Origin of the sequence: Mesorhizobium sp. M0018 (assembly GCF_040323955.1) — a bacterium.
In the GTDB taxonomy this organism is placed as follows: Bacteria; Pseudomonadota; Alphaproteobacteria; order Rhizobiales; family Rhizobiaceae; genus Mesorhizobium.
Genome location: NZ_JAMYVL010000013.1, coordinates 124471 through 141064 on the forward strand (window position 1 = coordinate 124471; position 16594 = coordinate 141064).

Below are 16594 nucleotides of genomic sequence, written 5' to 3' on the forward strand. Positions count from 1 at the left end.
TTTGTTTTGACGCAATTCCGGACGGAAAACCGTTTCACACTTTTCCTGGAATTGCTCTAGGAAGCGATCGAATCCCTGACGCTGCTCAGCAGGGTCTTTGCCCCAAGCGAAATCAGCGAATGCTCGGAACCCAACGCCAGCAGCCGGTAGCCCATCGACACCACGCGACCGGCAATGGCCGGTTCCATCACATAGATCGCCGCATGCTTGCCGGCCTTGCGGGTGCGCTCGGCGATCAAGGCGACGGTCTCCATCATGCTCTCCAGCGTCGAACTGACGGTGGTCCCCTTCGACCAGGCGATCGAGAAATCCGACGGGCCGAGGAAGATCCCGTCGATACCCGGCGTGTCGAGAATGCCGTCGAGTGCATCAAGCGCGGCGCGCGTTTCGACCATGGCGAACGCCATGGTGCGCTGGTTGCTGTCGCGCAGCCAGTCGGCATAGTCGCCCTTGCCATGGCGCGGAAAAGCATAGGTCGGCCCCCAGGAGCGCTCGCCGAGCGGCGGGTATTTCATGGCGGCGGCAAACAGCTTTGCGTCCGCCACTGAATTCACCATCGGCGCGATCACAGCTTCGGCGCCGAAGTCGAGCGCGCGGCTGGCCATGTCGAAGCGGCCGACCGGGATGCGCACCAAAGCCGGCTTGTTGGCGGCCAGCACCGGCACAAGCCCGCGCAGCACGCTGTCCTCGTGATGGCCCCCATGCTGCATGTCGAGTGTAACCGCGTCGAATCCTTGCCTGGCCAGTATCTCGACGGTCAAGGCATCCGGCACGCCGGACCATGCGGTGAACAGCGTCTCGTCGGCCGCAAGGCGTGACTTCAGGGACATTGGCGATTTCCTCTTTGGTTGCAGCAATTCAGCCGGAAATGACCGCAAAGGCAAAGAAAAACCGCCCGGCTAGGCCGGGCGGTCGATTGGTCCAGCATTCGATCGGTATCGATGCAAGGATCAGGTGTTCTTGATCTGCTCGATCGCCTGCGCCATCAATTCATCCATGGTGCGGCGGATCTGATGGTCCGACTGGTCGATGCCCGCCGCATCGAAATCCTTGCGTATCTTGCGGAAAACGTCGTGATCGCCGGCTTCCTCGATGTCGCTGACGACCACTTCCCTGGCATAAGCGTCGGCATCGGTGCCGGATTTGCCGAGCTTTTCGGCAGCCCACAGGCCGAGCGCTCTGTTGCGGCGTGCCGCAGCCTTGAACCGAAGTTCCTCGTCGAATGCGAATTTGCGCTCAAAGCCCTCTTCGCGGTCTTTCATGCTGCTCATGGCATCCCTCCGTGAAATCCGATTCGTTGTGCCAATATGTGTTGCCGGAGCACAAACCAAAAGGGCGCAGGCCGGTCAATATGCTACATTGCTTGCTGCGCTGCGGCATTTCGGTGCCCGAAAGCGGTTGATTGAAAGGATTTGCCGATTGAGCAAACAGTGCGATTGGGATAGACACCGGCATTGAACCCCACCGTCGCCATCTTATTTTAGGCAGACGGACAGGAACTGGTCGCTTGCCGCCTGCCCGCAAATCCAGAGAAAAATCAGATGAAAAATCGCCGCCGCATTTATGAAGGCAAGGCCAAGATCCTTTATGAGGGACCGGAGCCTGGCACGCTGATCCAGTTCTTCAAGGACGACGCTACCGCTTTCAACAAGAAGAAGCATGAAATCGTCGATGGCAAAGGCGTGCTCAACAACCGCATTTCCGAGCACATCTTCAACCACCTCAACCGGATGGGCATTCCGACCCACTTCATCCGCCGGCTCAACATGCGCGAGCAGTTGATCAAGGAAGTCGAGATCATCCCGCTCGAAGTGGTGGTGCGCAACGTCGCCGCCGGCTCGCTGGCCAAGCGCCTGGGCATCGAGGAAGGCACCGTGCTGCCGCGCTCGATCATCGAATTCTATTACAAGGCCGATGCACTCGACGATCCGATGGTATCGGAAGAGCACATCACCGCCTTCGGCTGGGCGAGCCCACAGGAGATCGACGATGTCATGGCGCTGGCCATCCGCGTCAACGACTTCCTTTCCGGCCTGTTCATGGGTGTCGGCATCCAGCTCGTCGATTTCAAGATCGAATGCGGCCGCCTGTTCGAAGGCGACATGATGCGCATCGTCGTCGCCGACGAGATCTCGCCGGATTCCTGCCGGCTGTGGGACGTGGCGACGCAGGACAAGCTCGACAAGGACCGCTTCCGCCGCGACATGGGTGGGCTGGTCGAAGCTTATCAGGAAGTTGCCCGCCGCCTCGGCATCATGAACGAGAACGAGCCGCCGCGCCCAGCCGGGCCGGTGCTCGTCGCATCGACCGACGGTGTCAAAGGCAAGCCGCACTGATGGCTTGCCCGCTCAACAGATGAACAGGAACATGTCCAGCGTGATCAAGGCCCGCATTACCGTAACCCTCAAGAACGGCGTGCTAGACCCACAAGGCAAGGCAATCGAGCATGCGCTGTCCGCAATGGGTTTCGGCGGCATCGGCCAGGTGCGGCAAGGCAAAGTTTTTGATATCGAACTTGCCGAGAGCGACAAGGCCAAGGCCGAAGCGGATCTGAAAGCCATGTGCGACAAGCTTCTGGCGAATACGGTGATTGAGAATTACGCGGTGGAGATCGCCTGAGGTGAAATCAGCCGTCGTCCTGCTCCCCGGCCTCAATCGCGACCGCGACATGATCGCGGCGCTGACCAAGATTTCCGGCACGCCGCCGGTCACCGTCTGGCAGACCGACACCGAAATTCCCGATGTCGACCTGATCGCCATTCCCGGCGGCTTTTCGTTCGGCGATTATCTGCGCTGCGGCGCCATTGCCGCGCGCATGCCAGTAATGCGGGCGGTGGCCGAAAAGGCGGCCAAGGGCGTCACGGTCATCGGCGTCTGCAACGGCTTCCAGATCCTGGTCGAGGCCGGCCTGCTGCCGGGCGCGTTGATGCGGAACACTTCGCTGAAATTCGTCTGCCGCCAGGTGAAGCTGCAGATCGCCAATGCCAACACGATGTTCACCCGCCGCTACCAGCCGGGCCAGATCATCCGTGCGCCGGTGGCGCACCATGACGGCAATTATTTCGCCGATGCCGAAACGCTGGCCCGCCTCGAAGGCGAAGGCCAGGTGGTGTTCCGCTATGCTGAAGGCACCAATCCCAACGGCTCGATCAACGACATTGCCGGCATCGTCAACGGCCGCGGCAACGTGCTCGGCCTGATGCCGCATCCCGAGAACCTGATCGAAGCGGCGCATGGCGGCAGCGACGGCCGGGCGCTGTTCGAAAGCGCGCTGGGCATCGCCGCTTGATACCTTCAATTTTCCTCCTGGAGCCACGGTCATGAAACTCTATTCGCGGCCGTTGTCGCCCTATTCGTCGATCGTGCGGGCGTTGGCCTACATCAAGAACGTCCCGCTCAAGCTCATTGCACCGCCGCCGGGGTTTCCCATCCCCGAGGCGTTTCGTGCCATCTCGCCGTTGAACCGGATTCCGGTGCTGATCACCGGCTCCGGCGAAACGATCGTCGAATCGGTGGTCATCGCCGAATATCTGGAGGAGCGCTTTCCCGAGCCGGCGCTGCTGCCGAGGGACTCGAAGGACCGGGCGCTGGTGCGCATGTTCGCCCGCATCACCGACCTCGACGTGCTCGCCCCGACGATGAAGCTGTTCGAGCTCCATTTCGTGCCGCAGCGCAACGAGGCGGAGATCAAGGCACAGTTCGCCCGATTGCATCACGGGCTCGCGGCAATCGAGGCGCGCATGGCGCATGGCCCGTTCGCGCTCGGCGACGACATCTCCTTCGCCGATGCCTGGCTGACGCCGACCCGCTTCGTCTTCAACAATTTCAGGGCGACGATCGGCCGCCCCGACCTGCTTGATGGCTATCCGAAATTCGATGCCTATGAGCAAATCGCCCTGCAGCATCCGGCGCTGTCGCGCGTCTGGGGTGAGATGACAGACGGTCTGAAGGTGTTTCTGTCCGAACTCGAGATGGGCGCCGCTTGACCATGCGATCGACACTCGCCCGCCTCGCCCTCGCCGCTTCCGCCGGTCTTGTACTCGCCTCCTGCCAGTCAGGCCCGAAGAGCGCGCCGGCGCCGGCGGGCAAGAGCGCGTCACTGCTTGCCATGGAGCAGGTGGCAATAGCTGCCCACAAATGCTGGATCGCCAGCAAGGACCCTGCCTTCAAATCGTACCAGATGGCCAACGAGCTGAATTCGTTCAGCGGCACGCCGCGCTTCCTGCTGGTGCCGGCCAAACATTATGGTGGAAAGCCGTTGCTGGTCGTGCAGGCGCAAGGCAATTCGAGCCGCGTCGACGTGTTCGGCCCATTGATGGCGGAACCGCTCGGCGCCCGCATCGGCTCGGACATTGCCCGCTGGCAGGCGGGCAATCCGGCCTGCGGCGCTGCTGCCTAGCCCAATGGGTCGCGTGCTGCAGATCATCGGTCTGGTCGTCGGCCTGGCCGGGCTCGTCCTGCAGCTCTGCATCACCGTCCCGGCATCAATGGAAGCCGGCCGCGGCTTTGCCGGCTCGCTGGTCTTCTATTTCAGCTTCTTCACCATCCTGACCAACATCGGCGCGGTGCTCGTCCATGCCTCGTTGCTGTCGTCGACGGGTTATGCCTGGTTTCCGGCCTTTGCCGCGCCACGGATGCGGGCGGGCGTAGCCGTCGCCATAACGCTGGTCCTCATCGTTTATGCAACGGTCCTGGCGCAGCTTTGGCAGCCGCAAGGGCTGTTCCTGCTCTGCGATGTGCTCCTGCACTATGTGACGCCGGTGTTGTTCGTGCTGTGGTGGCTTGTGGCAGGCGCCGACGGCTCGACGCGGTGGCGCGACATCTCCTGGTGGATGATCTATCCGATCGCCTATCTGGCCTACGCGCTGCTGCGGGCGCCAATTGCCGGTGAAGTGCCCTACCCGTTCCTCGATCTCGCTAAGAACGGCGCGACCAGCGTCGCCGTCTCGGCTCTGGCCATCACCGGGCTCTTTCTAATGCTGTGCATTGTGGCGGTGCTTGTGGACCACGGTGTCACGCGGATCAGGGCGGCGGGCATCCGCTAAAGTGCGATAGCCGCCCCGTCGAACTTCTCAGTCCCAGAACGGCCTCAGCCCCTCACGATGGGCATCGCAGCGCGAAATGCCGATGTCCTTGAGCTGATCGTCGGTCATCTCGAGCAGGAGCAGCCGACTGCGCCGGCGCTCCAGGAGACCGCCGATCCATCGGGCGAATGACGTGACCACTTGCACGAGCCGGCGAACATAGGATCTCCGGCCTGAAGGACCGAGTCCGGGCAATTCAGCTGCCGTGCTATGGATTGTGCCTATTGTACCCATTTTCTTTCTTACCAAAACTGCAATTGTGCCCTTTTGTATCGCCCGTTTTATATGTATTGACTCTCATTTCGGTGCAATGTAGAAAATTGTCACCATGACAACTTGGCTTCCAGACCTTACCGCCGGCACCGGCCCGCTCTATCAGAGGCTTGCCGATTCCATCGAGACGGACATCGACCGCGGCTTGATCGGCGCAGGGGCAAAGCTGCCGCCGCAGCGCGATCTGGCATACGACATCGGCACGACCGTCGGCACCGTCGGCAGGGCGTATCAATTGCTGCGCGAGCGGGGATTGGTCAGCGGCGAGGTCGGCCGCGGAACCTATGTTCTCGCTCAACAGTCGGAGAGCGCAAAGCCGGATTTCCTGGGGCCGGTCGAACAAGGCACGCGCTATATGGATGCGCCCGGCGACAAGCTGCGCTTCGATAGCACGGCCGCACCGGACGTCGGCCAGGGTGCCATCGTCGCCGACGTGTTGACACGCACGGCGCAAGACCATCCGCATGAGATTTCAAGCTATACGCGTGATTTCCCGGACCGCTGGTTCGAAGCCGGCAGGCGCTGGCTGTCGCGCAATTCCTATCGCCCGGCGGTAGATGCCATCGTTCCCACGCTCGGCACCCACGCCGCGGTGATGGCAACCATTGCGGGGCTCACCGCCCCCGGCGACTATGTCGTCTTCGAGCACCTCACCTATTCGCAGATCTCGCGCAGTGCCGGCCTGATCGGTCGCCGGACCGCACTGGTGGCGGCTGACGACGAGGGCATCGATCCCCAGGATTTCGAGCGCGTCTGTGCACAAAAGCATCCGAAAATGATGTTTTTGATGCCGACGGCCAAGAACCCGACGCTGACTACGCTGTCGGCATCGCGCCGCGAGGCAATCGCGCATGTCGCCCGTCAATATAACGTCGTCCTGATCGAGGACGATCTCTATGGCGGACTGACCGATGACCCAACGCCTTTAATGGCCGAATATGCTCCCGAACGGACCATCGTTGCCGGCGGCCTGTCGAAATCGGTTGCGGCGGGTGTTCGCGGCGGCTGGCTCGCTTGCCCGCCGGCCTACCGTCACCGCATCCGGGTTGCCCACAAGATGATGACGGGCGGCCTGCCCTTTCTGCTGGCGGAGGTGGGCAGCCGGCTGGTGCTGTCCGGTCAGGCCGCCGAGATGCGCAAGCGCAGCATTGCCGAGATCGGTGCGCGCATCGCGATCGTGCGCGAGACGCTCGACGGCTTCGATTTCAAGGCGCTGGATAATGTGCCGTTCGTCTGGCTCACTTTGCCGGACCCATGGCTTTCCGGCACTTTCAAGCAGGCCTGCCTCGAACATGGCGTGCTCATCGACGACGAGGACGAGTTCAAGGCAGGGCGTTCCGAACAGGCCTTTCACGGCGTACGGTTTGGCATCTCGCAACCGCGACAGCGGGACGATATCGCGCACGGCGTCGCGGTAATCCGGCGGCTTCTGGACGAAGGCCGCGCCGGCTACGACAGCTTTTCCTGAACCGGCTTGAAACCGGCGGGTCGAGTGGCGATCTTTCGCTACTTGCGGTCAGCTGTTGCTTTCCATCGTTTTAGTCATCCAACGGGGTGTATCGGCTGCAACGCTTGCGATAAGACGGGACTCGATCCCAAGGACACAATTGCCGATCATGACCATTTCCAATTCCGTGCCGATCACTCCTGAACTCGTTGCCGCGCACGGGCTGAAGCCCGACGAGTACCAGCGCATCCTCGACCTAGTCGGGCGCGAACCGAGCTTTACCGAACTTGGTATTTTTTCGGCGATGTGGAACGAGCATTGTTCCTACAAATCCTCGAAGAAGTGGCTGCGCACGCTGCCGACCACCGGGCCGCAAGTCATCCAGGGCCCGGGCGAGAATGCCGGCGTGGTCGACATCGGCGACGGCGACTGCGTCGTCTTCAAGATGGAGAGCCATAACCACCCCTCCTATATCGAGCCTTATCAGGGAGCTGCGACCGGCGTCGGCGGCATCCTGCGCGATGTCTTCACCATGGGCGCGCGGCCGATCGCGGCGATGAACGCGCTGCGCTTCGGCGCGCCGGACCACCCCAAAACCAGGCACCTCGTTGCCGGTGTCGTTTCCGGCGTCGGCGGCTATGGCAATTCCTTCGGCGTGCCGACAGTCGGCGGCGAGGTCAATTTCGACGCCCGCTACAATGGCAACATCCTGGTCAATGCCTTTGCGGCGGGGCTTGCCAAGACTGATGCGATCTTCCTGTCGGAAGCCAAGGGTGTTGGCCTGCCGGTGGTCTATCTCGGCGCCAAGACCGGGCGCGACGGTGTCGGCGGCGCCACCATGGCCTCGGCCGAGTTCGACGACAAGATCGACGAGAAGCGGCCCACCGTGCAGGTTGGCGATCCGTTCACCGAAAAATGCCTGCTCGAAGCCTGCCTCGAACTGATGGCGTCCGGCGCCGTTATCGCCATCCAGGACATGGGTGCCGCCGGCCTCACCTGCTCGGCGGTCGAGATGGGCGCCAAGGGCGACCTCGGCATCGAGCTCGATCTCGACAAGGTGCCGGTGCGTGAAGAGCGCATGAGCGCCTATGAGATGATGCTTTCGGAGAGCCAGGAGCGCATGCTGATGGTGCTGCGCCCCGAAAAGGAAAAACAGGCCGAGGCGATCTTCCACAAATGGGGCCTCGACTTTGCCATCGTCGGCAAGACTACCGACGATCTGCGCTTTCGCGTGCTGCACCAGGGCGACGAGGTCGCCAACCTGCCGATCAAGGATCTCGGCGATCAAGCGCCGGAATATGACCGTCCCTGGGTCGAGCCGAAGAAGCCGGCGCCGCTGGCCGGCGATGCACCGCAAGCCGATGTGGCCGACGCACTGCTCAAGCTGCTGAGCGGACCGGACCTTTCCTCGCGCCGCTGGGTCTGGGAGCAGTACGACACGCTGATCCAGGGTAATTCCCTGCAGCTTCCCGGCGGCGACGCCGGTGTCGTGCGCGTCGATGGCCACCCGACCAAGGCGCTCGCCTTCTCCTCCGACGTGACGCCGCGCTATTGCGAGGCCGACCCTTACGAGGGCGGCAAGCAGGCGGTTGCCGAATGCTGGCGCAATCTTACCGCCACCGGCGCTCTGCCGCTCGCGGCCACCGACAACCTCAATTTCGGCAATCCGGAACGGCCGGAGATCATGGGCCAGCTGGTTGGTGCTGTGAAAGGCATCGGCGATGCCTGCCGGGCGCTTGGCTTTCCGATCGTCTCCGGCAACGTCTCCCTCTATAATGAGACCAACGGACAGGGCATCCTGCCGACACCGACCATCGGCGGCGTCGGTCTGATTGCCGACTGGTCGAAAATGGTGCGCATCGGCTTTGCCGCCGAAGACCAGATGATCGTGCTGGTCGGCGCGCCGACGATATGGGGCTCGCATCTTGGCCAGTCGGTCTATATGCGCGACATCTTTGGCCGCGCCGACGGCCCGCCGCCGCCGGTCGATCTCGGCCACGAGAAGCGGGTCGGCGATCATGTGCGGGCACTGATCGCCTCCGGTGTCGTTACCGCGGCGCATGACGTTTCCGATGGCGGCATCGCGGTGGCGCTGGCCGAGATGGCGATGGCCTCCGGCATCGGCGCGACCATCCCCGGCCTGATCGGTACGGATCCAATCCCCGTCTGGTTCGGCGAGGACCAAGGCCGTTATCTGCTGACGCTGTCGATCGACCCGCAGAGCGAGCAATGGGACGCCATTCGCGAACAACAAAACAAGCTCGGCGTTTTTGCGCCGTGGATCGGCTCGACCGGCGGCAGCGACCTGAAGCTGGGCGAGGCGCGTGCGATACCGGTCAGCGAATTGACCGCCGCCCACGAATCCTGGTTCCCTCGCTTCATGGCAAATGAGGTCGTGGACCCGTGATGTGATCGAGTGGGCCCCTTTCCCTGTGGTTCATCCGCCATTTCGACCATATCTATGAGATCACGACCTGAACAAGGAATCCTCATATGGCAATGGACGCCCACGACATCGAACGGCTGATCAAGGAAGGCATTCCCGACGCCAAGGTGACGATTCGCGACCTGGCCGGCGACGGCGACCATTATGCGGCTGAGGTTGTGGCCGAAAGCTTTCGCGGGAAAAGCCGGGTCCAGCAGCACCAGATGGTCTATGACGCGCTGAAGGGCAATATGGGCGGCGTGTTGCACGCGCTTGCCCTGCAGACCAGCGTGCCGGACTAATTCTACGCAAGCGGGAAGTCATGGCCAAAGGCGACAGCGATCCGGTTGCAGTCAGTGCCTATGCTTCCTTCGCCGAGCGCTATGACGCGCTGGCGCCGATCAAGCCCCACAACGCCCTTTATGAACGGCCAGCCTCGCTGGAGTTGCTGGGCGACGTGACGGGTCTGAACATACTGGACGCCGGTTGCGGCTCCGGTATCTGCTCGGAAAAGCTGGCTGGCTCAGGTGCGCGGGTAAGTGCCTTCGACATTACGCCGGAAATGCTGGCTCTGGCACGTCAGCGATGCGCTGGGCTCGATGTCGATATCCGGCTTGGCAACCTCGAAAGGGCTCTCGACTGGCTCGCGGATGGCAGTTTCGACCGAATACTTTGCTCGCTGGCGCTCGACTATGTCGAAAAACTGGAGCCGGTATTCGCTGAGTTTCATCGCGTGGCCTGCCCGGGCGGCTGGCTGGTGTTCTCTATGGGCCATCCAATGCGCGACTGGCAGGACACGCGCACGCGCGGGACGAAAACCTATTTTGAAACGAATCGCTGGGGCATGTATTGGGGAGGTTTTGGGGAGCCCAAGCCCTATGTCGAATCCTATCGCAGGCCGCTCGGCGATATCCTCAACGGGCTTGCCGACACAGGCTGGACGCTCGATCGTTTCGTCGAGCCGGTTCCCGCGCCCGAGATGGAAATGGTCGACTCCAGGCATTTTGCCGAACTGAGTTTGGCGCCGGCATTCATATGCGTACGTGCGCATAAATAAATTCACCTTTTCGCCGACACGGCGATGATCGGCCCGACCGGATAGCTTCCACCCACAATCATCCGCTCGCCGTTCGACAGCGCCGAAACGACCCCGTCGAAGAAAAGCGCGTTGGGACAATTGAGCGCATCTCGAAACAGTCGCGCGAAGCTGCCGAGGCTGACCTCAGAGCGCGAGATCGCCAGCACGACAGTGTTTTCGTCACGCACGCCGATGCCATTGCGGATATAGCGCGATGTGCCGTTTTGCTCGAAGCGGGGATGAAGCCGGCCGTCGATCACCAGCATCGGGCCGGATTGCGTGGCAAACATCACGTCCAGTCTGGTCGCAGCATAGGCGCTTGTCTCCATGACCGCCGGCTTGCCGTCCTTCCGGACCAGGAAGACGCCATTCGGTTTCAGGAAGAAATTCCCTTCGCTGTCGGCGACGTTGATCGGCGCCTTCTCCCGGCCGTCTTCGACGAGAAGGCCGACCGGAGGTCTTGGTGATACATGCCGGCGTTCATGGCGAGCAGCACCGGCCGGCCATGATCCGCCATCGCCTTGTCGAATTTGTCCAGTGAACCGAAAGCCTTGCCGTCAAGGCCTGCGTGGAACACACCGATGTCATAGTGGCGCAGATCGATTTCGCAGACGACATAGGCGACCGCCTCGAAGCTCGCGTCGCGGCACGGCGCCGGTAATTCACCGCCGACGACGAGAGATGGCTGTCTCGGCGACCTGGCCCACCAGATCAAGGACAGTGCGGCGAACAGAACGGCGAGGAGGAACCCGGCGAGATATCGTCTTTTCATCGCGCCTCGGGAAAGATGGTGGCCAACGCTCTTGGCCCAAGATCAGACGTTCCTTTGCGCCATTTGCATGGCAAGGCGGCAAACATCTTGTTTCGCGCAACCCATGGGTTTATTTGAAGGGTAATGTTCGAGCCTGACTCCCACAGGCATGAAAGGGTATTCCATGAGCGGCATCAACGACTACATCGACAATGAAGTGAAGGGCAACGACGTCGTTCTCTTCATGAAGGGCACGCCCGGCTTCCCGCAATGCGGATTTTCCGGCCAGGTCGTGCAGATCCTCGACTATATCGGCGCCGACTATAAGGGCGTCGACGTGCTGACGTCGGCCGAACTGCGGCAAGGCATCAAGGACTATTCCAACTGGCCGACCATCCCGCAGCTCTACGTCAAGGGCGAGTTCGTCGGCGGCTGCGACATCATCCGCGAGATGTTCCAGGCGGGCGAATTGCAGACCTTCCTCGTCGAAAAGGGCGTCAGCGTCAAAGGCGCCGCCTGACTTCTGTTTCTGCGTATGACCTTCCGCCTGCGATTTTCGGGGGTCATGCGCTAAGCGCCGGGGCAGCCCCCACCTTGGCAAAAAGTTCTGCCCGCTATCGGGCAATCAACGAATGGATGCGTCGGCCAGCCGGCGCATTTTCGTTTGAGGATCGGACTGGCCTTGGATCAGCAAGCACAAGCGCAGCAAAAGGCAAGCACCTTGCCCATTCCGCGCTGGGAATTCATTGCGCTGTGCGCGGCGCTGATGGCGCTCAATTCGCTGGCAATCGACATTATTTTGCCGGCGCTGCAGCAGATCGGCGCTTCGCTTGGCATCGAAAATGAAAACCACCGGCAATATGTTGTCACCGCCTATATCCTTGGCTTTGGCGGCGGACAGCTGTTCTTCGGGCCGATCTCGGACCGCTTCGGGCGCCGCGCGCCGCTTGTCGCAGGGCTGGTGATCTACGTCCTGGCGGCCGGCGCTGCGGCAATCGCCCCGTCATTCGCCACGCTTCTGCTATGCCGGGCGGTGCAAGGCATCGGCGCGGCGGCGACGCGCGTCATTGCCGTCTCGATCGTGCGCGATACGTTCGACGGAAGGCGCATGGCCGAAGTCATGTCCTTGATCTTCATGGTGTTCATGGCCATTCCGGTGGTGGCGCCCGGTATCGGCCAGTTCATCATGCTGTTTGCGACCTGGCATGTGATCTTCGTCACCATGGCAGCCGGCGCGCTGATCGTGTCCGCCTGGTCGCTGCTGCGCCTGCCCGAGACACTACACCCCGAATATCGCCGGCCGCTGACGCTGTCCTCCATCATCGGCGGCTTCCGCATCGTTCTCACCAACCGCATCGCGCTCTGCTACGCCTTTGCCAGCACCTTCATCTTCGGCGCCATGTTCGGCTTCATCGCCTCGGCCCAGCAAATCTATGTCAGCGTGTTCAATGTCGGCGAGATGTTCCCCGTCATCTTCGCGGGGGTTGCCGGCGTACTTGCTTTTTCGAACTACCTCAACTCGCGCCTCGTCGGCCGCATCGGCATGCGCCGTCTGTCGCAAAGCGCGCTGCTGCTGTTTCTGGCCATCAGCCTTGCCTGGCTGGTCGTTTCCATCGAAATAAAGATGCCGCTCTGGCTCTTCATTACTTTCTTTGCCTGCGCCATGGTCCCGTTCGGCGCGCTAGGCGCGAACTTCAACGCGCTCGCCATGGAGCCGCTGGGGCACCTGGCCGGCACTGCGTCGTCGATCCTTGGGTTCATGCAGACATTTCTTGGCGGCATTCTCGGTACGCTGATCGGCCAAGCCTTCAACGGCACGGTGACGCCGCTGGCCGCCGGGTTCTGCAGCGTGTCGGTGGCGGCGCTGCTGATGATCCTGCTGGCCGAGCGCGGCAGACTGTTCCAGCCGCATAACCCGCCGGTTTAATGCACATTGCGCGTGCGCCTAGGATGCACCCTCACTGACCGCGGTGAAGCGGGGGAACAGCGTACGTCCTGCGATTGCTCCACCCATACTGTCCGAAACGGGCAGTGGAAGAGCCTTGTCGAGCGCCTCGAGGACGGAAGCCACGAAGGCCCGATTGAGCGGACCATCGTCCCCTAGATGGGAGTAGGTGGCGCGCGGCTTGCCGATAAGCGTGCCGTTTCGGCGAATTGAGAACTGCAGCGTCAGGGTCATGCCCGCGGTTCCGCGCGGCGGCTTCCAACAGGCGAAGATCGCGGAGAACATCTCGTCTATGGTGTCGACGGAGTCGGGACTGCGACATGCGCGTTCCCCAGCGCTTGCTTCATTGACACCGGCAACCAAGGCAAGGGCAAAGGCCGTTGCAACAATTGCGGACCGAGGTTTCATTCGAGATCTCCGGTTTCGCACAAGATTGGACAACTTTGGCAGCGAAGAGCTATTCTGCCCAGAGCTCGCGGCGCAGCTCCCGCCAGCTCTCCCGGTCCGGCGCGACCAGCAGGCCACCCCCGACATGCGACGGCAGATAGGCGCTGCCGTCGAAGCGCGCGGCATGGCCGCCGGCCTCCGCATGGATCAGCACGCCGGCCAGGTGGTCCCAAGGCATCAGCTTGTTGTAAACGACGAAATGGCCGTGGCCACTGGCCAGCAGGCGGTATTCGTGGGCGGCGCAGCGATAATTGAACTGCGATAGCGACTTGGTCTGGTTGCGCGCCAAACGTGAGCGGTCCGGCTCGAGCACGTAGTGCCATGAGACCGCACCGGTCATTTCCGACATCGGCGCCGGTTTGGCGACATGGACCTTTTCCAGATTGCCATGGGCATGGCGGATATGGCTGCCGGCGCCACTAACGCCGATCAGCCAATCCTTGCCGACGGGATCGTGGATGATGCCGGCGACCGTCTCGCCCTTGATCACGACGCCAAGCATGACGCCGAAAAGCGGCACGCCGGAGGCGAAGTTGAAGGTGCCGTCGACCGGGTCGATGACGAAGGCGAGTTCGGCATCGCCGAGACCGTCGAGCAGCGTCGGGTCGTCGGAGCAGGCCTCCTCGCCGACGATCATTGCGTGGGGATAACGCTGGCGCAGCCTGGCGGTGATGAGCCGTTCGGCATTGACGTCGGCCTCGGTGACGAGATCGGCGGCCGAGGTCTTGCGACGGACGTCGCCCTCGCTCAACCGGCGAAAGCGCGGCATGATCTCGGCGACGGCGGCTTCCGACAGAAGGTCGGCAAGCCAGTCGATCGCGCTATCGTCAAATGTCATCGGGACGCCTGGTGGTGAGGGTTTCGTTGAGGGCGGCGAAATCGAACAGCTTCCTGTCGAGCAGATGCGAACGCCGCACATTGGTCATGGCGCGGATCATCGTGTCCTTGCGGCCAGGCATGCGCTTCTCGATGTCGTCGAGCATCGCCTTCATGGCGTTGCGCTGCAGGCCTTCCTGGCTACCGCACAGATCGCACGGAATGATCGGGAATTTCATGGCGCCGGCGAATTTCTCGAGATCGGCTTCCGCACAATAGGCGAGCGGCCGCAGCACCATGACATCGCCTTCGTCGTTGAGCAGCTTCGGCGGCATGGCGGCAAGGCGTCCGCCATGGAACAGGTTCATGAAGAAGGTTTCCAGTATGTCCTCGCGGTGATGACCGAGCACCAGCGCCGAGCAGCCCTCCTCGCGGGCAATGCGATAGAGATGGCCGCGCCGCAGCCGCGAGCACAGCGAGCAATAGGTGCTGCCCTCGGCCAGCTTGTCGGTGACCACCGAATAGGTGTCCTGATATTCGATGCGATGCGGAATGGCATATCTATCGAGATAATCGGGCAATATGTGCTTGGGAAAGTTCGGCTGGCCCTGGTCGAGATTGCAGGCCAACAGCTCGACCGGCAGCAGCCCGCGCCATTTGAGATCGAGCAGCACGGCAAGCAGGCCGTAGGAATCCTTGCCGCCCGACAGAGCGATCAGCCAACGGTCGCCGGGTCTCACCATGGCGAAATCGTCGATCGCCTGGCGGGCAAGCCGCAACAGCCGTTTGCGCAGCTTGTTGAACTCGACGGAGGACGGCACATCGGCAAACAGCGGATGAAAGCCGCCTTCGGTGTCGGCGACCGGTTCGAGTGTTTCGGCGTCTGGCAGCATATTCATGGCGCGTCCGCCCCAAGATCCTGTTGCCGCCCGCAGTAGCGCATCGGACCGAAAACCGAAATCGATTTCGGATTCACGCCGCGGAAAAGGAACGAAAAAAGAAAGGCCGCCTCGACGGGCGGCCTTCGATTGTATCGCGACGAACGCGCCGATCAGCGCGAATAGAATTCGACGACCAGGTTCGGTTCCATCTGCACGGCAAACGGAACGTCCGCCAGGCCGGGGATGCGCGTGAAAGCCGCGGTCATCTTGTTGTGATCGGCCTCGATATAATCGGGCACGTCGCGCTCGGCCAGGCCCACCGATTCCAGCACGATGACCAGCTGCTTCGACTTCTCGCGCACTTCGATGACGTCGCCCGGCTTGCAGCGGTACGAGCCGATGTTGACGCGCTTGCCGTTGACGTTGACGTGGCCGTGATTGACGAACTGGCGCGCCGCAAAGATGGTCGGCACGAACTTGGCGCGGTAGACGACCGCGTCGAGGCGCGATTCGAGCAGGCCGATCAGGTTCTCCGAGGTGTCGCCCTTGCGGCGGTCCGCCTCTTCATAGACCTTGCGGAACTGCTTTTCCGACACGTCGCCATAGTGGCCCTTCAGCTTCTGCTTGGCGCGCAGCTGCAGGCCGAAATCGGAAAGCTTGCCTTTGCGGCGCTGGCCATGCTGGCCGGGGCCGTATTCACGCTTGTTGACCGGGGACTTCGGGCGGCCCCAGATGTTTTCGCCAAGACGGCGGTCGATCTTGTACTTCGCGGATTCGCGCTTGCTCATCGCATTCCCTTTCAAAACAATGCACCCGGAACCTCATGGTCCGGGTGAAGGAAACGCGCCCTCCTCTGGCCTCCGTTTTCGAGACCTGACAGGGTTTTCCACGCAACGCGACGGAAAACCCACGGGACACGTCATTTCAAACAAGACATAGGGAAAGTAAAACCGGCTTCCCAAACGTCTCGCACACATAAAGAAAACCACCGGGCATTGCGGCCCGGTGTTGGTGGGCTGGTTAAACGGAGATTTAACCGCTGTCAAGCTTCCGGCTGGCGCGAATCGCCGAACCGGATAGTGTTACGGTTGTAGAACGTGCCGGATGTGGCGGGAGGTTGCGCCAGCGGCATCAGGAAGGGACTGAAGTCAGAGGAGCTGGAATTCGCATGAAGAAGTTCTTCCTTACGTTGGTAGGAGCCGCGGTGATGGCCGGCACGATGGCGGTCGCGCCCGAGCCGGCGCAGGCCCGGCATTGGCATGGGCACAGGCATCACCAGGTCTGCCGCATCGTGGTCAAAAAGAAGGTGGTGTGGCGGCACGGTCATCGCAAGGTGATCCGCTACAAAGTGCGGCGCTGCGGGTGGGGCTGGAACTGGTAATTTTCGTCCTCGCCCGTTGAGACTTCATGGCCCGCGGCTCAGCCGCGGGCCTTTTATTGACCGGCA

At 62.0% G+C, this 16594-nt stretch carries 22 protein-coding genes; 13 read left to right on the top strand and 9 right to left on the bottom strand.

Going from position 1 to position 16594, the window contains the following annotated elements; translation table 11 throughout:
- Nucleotides 1-56 precede the first annotated feature (56 nt).
- Both NKJ81_RS19595 and NKJ81_RS19600 read right to left on the bottom strand, forming a co-directional pair.
- A complete protein-coding gene (locus NKJ81_RS19595; protein WP_352541429.1) occupies nucleotides 57-830 on the bottom strand; it encodes an HpcH/HpaI aldolase family protein in 774 nt (257 codons plus the stop codon).
- A 120-nt stretch (nucleotides 831-950) separates the two neighbouring features.
- Nucleotides 951-1271: a DUF1476 domain-containing protein gene (locus tag NKJ81_RS19600; protein WP_254817651.1), complete on the bottom strand. Its 321-nt coding sequence runs from the start codon at nucleotides 1269-1271 to the stop codon at nucleotides 951-953.
- A 270-nt stretch (nucleotides 1272-1541) separates the two neighbouring features.
- Between NKJ81_RS19600 and purC the strand changes: the two genes are divergently transcribed.
- From purC to NKJ81_RS19630, 6 genes are read left to right on the top strand one after another with little or no spacing between them, the layout of a single operon-like run.
- Nucleotides 1542-2336 (top strand): phosphoribosylaminoimidazolesuccinocarboxamide synthase, encoded by a 795-nt coding sequence (purC, locus tag NKJ81_RS19605; protein ID WP_023674725.1) that lies wholly within the window; start codon nucleotides 1542-1544, stop codon nucleotides 2334-2336.
- Nucleotides 2337-2376: 40 nt separating this feature from the next.
- Nucleotides 2377-2619 carry a phosphoribosylformylglycinamidine synthase subunit PurS gene (gene purS / locus NKJ81_RS19610; RefSeq protein WP_352541430.1) on the top strand — a complete coding sequence of 81 codons (243 nt, stop codon included), beginning with the start codon at nucleotides 2377-2379 and terminating at the stop codon, nucleotides 2617-2619.
- 1 nt (nucleotide 2620) lies between these two features.
- Nucleotides 2621-3289 carry a phosphoribosylformylglycinamidine synthase subunit PurQ gene (gene purQ, locus NKJ81_RS19615; protein WP_023674723.1) on the top strand — a complete coding sequence of 223 codons (669 nt, stop codon included), beginning with the start codon at nucleotides 2621-2623 and terminating at the stop codon, nucleotides 3287-3289.
- 31 nt (nucleotides 3290-3320) lie between these two features.
- Entirely contained in the window at nucleotides 3321-3986 is a 666-nt protein-coding gene (locus NKJ81_RS19620; protein ID WP_352474653.1) for a glutathione S-transferase family protein, read from the top strand.
- A gap of 2 nt (nucleotides 3987-3988) precedes the next feature.
- On the top strand, nucleotides 3989-4399 hold the full coding sequence (locus tag NKJ81_RS19625) for a hypothetical protein (protein ID WP_352474652.1): 411 nt from the start codon (nucleotides 3989-3991) through the stop codon (nucleotides 4397-4399).
- A gap of 4 nt (nucleotides 4400-4403) precedes the next feature.
- Nucleotides 4404-5045 (top strand): Pr6Pr family membrane protein, encoded by a 642-nt coding sequence (locus NKJ81_RS19630; RefSeq protein WP_352541431.1) that lies wholly within the window; start codon nucleotides 4404-4406, stop codon nucleotides 5043-5045.
- Between the two features lie 27 nt (nucleotides 5046-5072).
- Here the strand turns inward: NKJ81_RS19630 and NKJ81_RS32665 are convergent, their stop codons facing one another.
- Complete coding sequence (locus NKJ81_RS32665; protein WP_502898832.1) at nucleotides 5073-5225, bottom strand: DUF1127 domain-containing protein; 153 nt, start codon at nucleotides 5223-5225, stop codon at nucleotides 5073-5075.
- A gap of 187 nt (nucleotides 5226-5412) precedes the next feature.
- On the opposite strand from NKJ81_RS32665, the gene NKJ81_RS19640 reads away from it, so the two are divergent.
- From NKJ81_RS19640 to NKJ81_RS19655, 4 genes are all read left to right on the top strand, one after another.
- Nucleotides 5413-6825: an aminotransferase-like domain-containing protein gene (locus NKJ81_RS19640; protein WP_352541433.1), complete on the top strand. Its 1413-nt coding sequence runs from the start codon at nucleotides 5413-5415 to the stop codon at nucleotides 6823-6825.
- Between the two features lie 148 nt (nucleotides 6826-6973).
- The gene (gene purL / locus NKJ81_RS19645) at nucleotides 6974-9211 is read left to right on the top strand and encodes a phosphoribosylformylglycinamidine synthase subunit PurL (RefSeq protein WP_352541434.1); all 2238 of its coding nucleotides are present in this window, start codon (nucleotides 6974-6976) and stop codon (nucleotides 9209-9211) included.
- An 86-nt stretch (nucleotides 9212-9297) separates the two neighbouring features.
- Nucleotides 9298-9531, top strand: coding sequence for a BolA/IbaG family iron-sulfur metabolism protein (locus tag NKJ81_RS19650; RefSeq protein ID WP_023674714.1), 234 nt, complete (start codon nucleotides 9298-9300; stop codon nucleotides 9529-9531).
- A gap of 20 nt (nucleotides 9532-9551) precedes the next feature.
- Nucleotides 9552-10286: a class I SAM-dependent methyltransferase gene (locus NKJ81_RS19655; RefSeq protein WP_352541435.1), complete on the top strand. Its 735-nt coding sequence runs from the start codon at nucleotides 9552-9554 to the stop codon at nucleotides 10284-10286.
- 2 nt (nucleotides 10287-10288) lie between these two features.
- Here NKJ81_RS19655 and NKJ81_RS19660 read toward each other — a convergent pair whose 3' ends face one another.
- Nucleotides 10289-10720: a phosphodiester glycosidase family protein gene (locus tag NKJ81_RS19660; protein ID WP_352541459.1), complete on the bottom strand. Its 432-nt coding sequence runs from the start codon at nucleotides 10718-10720 to the stop codon at nucleotides 10289-10291.
- On the bottom strand, nucleotides 10684-11079 hold the full coding sequence (locus NKJ81_RS19665) for a hypothetical protein (RefSeq protein WP_352541436.1): 396 nt from the start codon (nucleotides 11077-11079) through the stop codon (nucleotides 10684-10686). Before NKJ81_RS19665 ends, NKJ81_RS19660 begins: the two co-directional genes overlap by 37 nt.
- 163 nt (nucleotides 11080-11242) lie before the next feature.
- Between NKJ81_RS19665 and grxD the strand changes: the two genes are divergently transcribed.
- Together grxD and NKJ81_RS19675 are read left to right on the top strand one after the other, a co-directional pair.
- On the top strand, nucleotides 11243-11578 hold the full coding sequence (gene grxD / locus NKJ81_RS19670) for a Grx4 family monothiol glutaredoxin (protein ID WP_023674712.1): 336 nt from the start codon (nucleotides 11243-11245) through the stop codon (nucleotides 11576-11578).
- Between the two features lie 207 nt (nucleotides 11579-11785).
- Entirely contained in the window at nucleotides 11786-12985 is a 1200-nt protein-coding gene (locus tag NKJ81_RS19675; RefSeq protein WP_502893744.1) for a multidrug effflux MFS transporter, read from the top strand.
- A gap of 18 nt (nucleotides 12986-13003) precedes the next feature.
- Here NKJ81_RS19675 and NKJ81_RS19680 read toward each other — a convergent pair whose 3' ends face one another.
- The 4 genes from NKJ81_RS19680 to rpsD form a co-directional block, all read right to left on the bottom strand.
- Entirely contained in the window at nucleotides 13004-13411 is a 408-nt protein-coding gene (locus tag NKJ81_RS19680) for a UCP034077 family protein (RefSeq protein WP_352474640.1), read from the bottom strand.
- A 49-nt stretch (nucleotides 13412-13460) separates the two neighbouring features.
- A complete protein-coding gene (locus NKJ81_RS19685) occupies nucleotides 13461-14288 on the bottom strand; it encodes an inositol monophosphatase family protein (protein ID WP_352541437.1) in 828 nt (275 codons plus the stop codon).
- Nucleotides 14278-15165, bottom strand: a complete 888-nt coding sequence (ttcA, locus tag NKJ81_RS19690; RefSeq protein ID WP_352474638.1) for a tRNA 2-thiocytidine(32) synthetase TtcA — start codon at nucleotides 15163-15165, stop codon at nucleotides 14278-14280. The genes NKJ81_RS19685 and ttcA overlap by 11 nt, the downstream gene beginning before the upstream one ends.
- A gap of 152 nt (nucleotides 15166-15317) precedes the next feature.
- Nucleotides 15318-15935 carry a 30S ribosomal protein S4 gene (gene rpsD, locus NKJ81_RS19695; protein ID WP_023717376.1) on the bottom strand — a complete coding sequence of 206 codons (618 nt, stop codon included), beginning with the start codon at nucleotides 15933-15935 and terminating at the stop codon, nucleotides 15318-15320.
- A 380-nt stretch (nucleotides 15936-16315) separates the two neighbouring features.
- Between rpsD and NKJ81_RS19700 the strand changes: the two genes are divergently transcribed.
- Nucleotides 16316-16528 (top strand): hypothetical protein, encoded by a 213-nt coding sequence (locus NKJ81_RS19700; protein ID WP_023674706.1) that lies wholly within the window; start codon nucleotides 16316-16318, stop codon nucleotides 16526-16528.
- Nucleotides 16529-16594: the final 66 nt, after the last annotated feature.

Coding starts and splice junctions, on each gene's coding strand:
- NKJ81_RS19595 (WP_352541429.1), bottom strand. CDS start 830: ATGTCCCTGAAGTCACGCCTTGCGGCCGACGAGACGCTGTTCACCGCA.
- NKJ81_RS19600 (WP_254817651.1), bottom strand. CDS start 1,271: ATGAGCAGCATGAAAGACCGCGAAGAGGGCTTTGAGCGCAAATTCGCA.
- purC (WP_023674725.1), top strand. CDS start 1,542: ATGAAAAATCGCCGCCGCATTTATGAAGGCAAGGCCAAGATCCTTTAT.
- NKJ81_RS19620 (WP_352474653.1), top strand. CDS start 3,321: ATGAAACTCTATTCGCGGCCGTTGTCGCCCTATTCGTCGATCGTGCGG.
- NKJ81_RS19625 (WP_352474652.1), top strand. CDS start 3,989: ATGCGATCGACACTCGCCCGCCTCGCCCTCGCCGCTTCCGCCGGTCTT.
- NKJ81_RS19630 (WP_352541431.1), top strand. CDS start 4,404: ATGGGTCGCGTGCTGCAGATCATCGGTCTGGTCGTCGGCCTGGCCGGG.
- NKJ81_RS19640 (WP_352541433.1), top strand. CDS start 5,413: ATGACAACTTGGCTTCCAGACCTTACCGCCGGCACCGGCCCGCTCTAT.
- purL (WP_352541434.1), top strand. CDS start 6,974: ATGACCATTTCCAATTCCGTGCCGATCACTCCTGAACTCGTTGCCGCG.
- NKJ81_RS19650 (WP_023674714.1), top strand. CDS start 9,298: ATGGCAATGGACGCCCACGACATCGAACGGCTGATCAAGGAAGGCATT.
- NKJ81_RS19655 (WP_352541435.1), top strand. CDS start 9,552: ATGGCCAAAGGCGACAGCGATCCGGTTGCAGTCAGTGCCTATGCTTCC.
- NKJ81_RS19665 (WP_352541436.1), bottom strand. CDS start 11,079: ATGAAAAGACGATATCTCGCCGGGTTCCTCCTCGCCGTTCTGTTCGCC.
- grxD (WP_023674712.1), top strand. CDS start 11,243: ATGAGCGGCATCAACGACTACATCGACAATGAAGTGAAGGGCAACGAC.
- NKJ81_RS19680 (WP_352474640.1), bottom strand. CDS start 13,411: ATGAAACCTCGGTCCGCAATTGTTGCAACGGCCTTTGCCCTTGCCTTG.
- NKJ81_RS19685 (WP_352541437.1), bottom strand. CDS start 14,288: ATGACATTTGACGATAGCGCGATCGACTGGCTTGCCGACCTTCTGTCG.
- ttcA (WP_352474638.1), bottom strand. CDS start 15,165: ATGAATATGCTGCCAGACGCCGAAACACTCGAACCGGTCGCCGACACC.
- rpsD (WP_023717376.1), bottom strand. CDS start 15,935: ATGAGCAAGCGCGAATCCGCGAAGTACAAGATCGACCGCCGTCTTGGC.
- NKJ81_RS19700 (WP_023674706.1), top strand. CDS start 16,316: ATGAAGAAGTTCTTCCTTACGTTGGTAGGAGCCGCGGTGATGGCCGGC.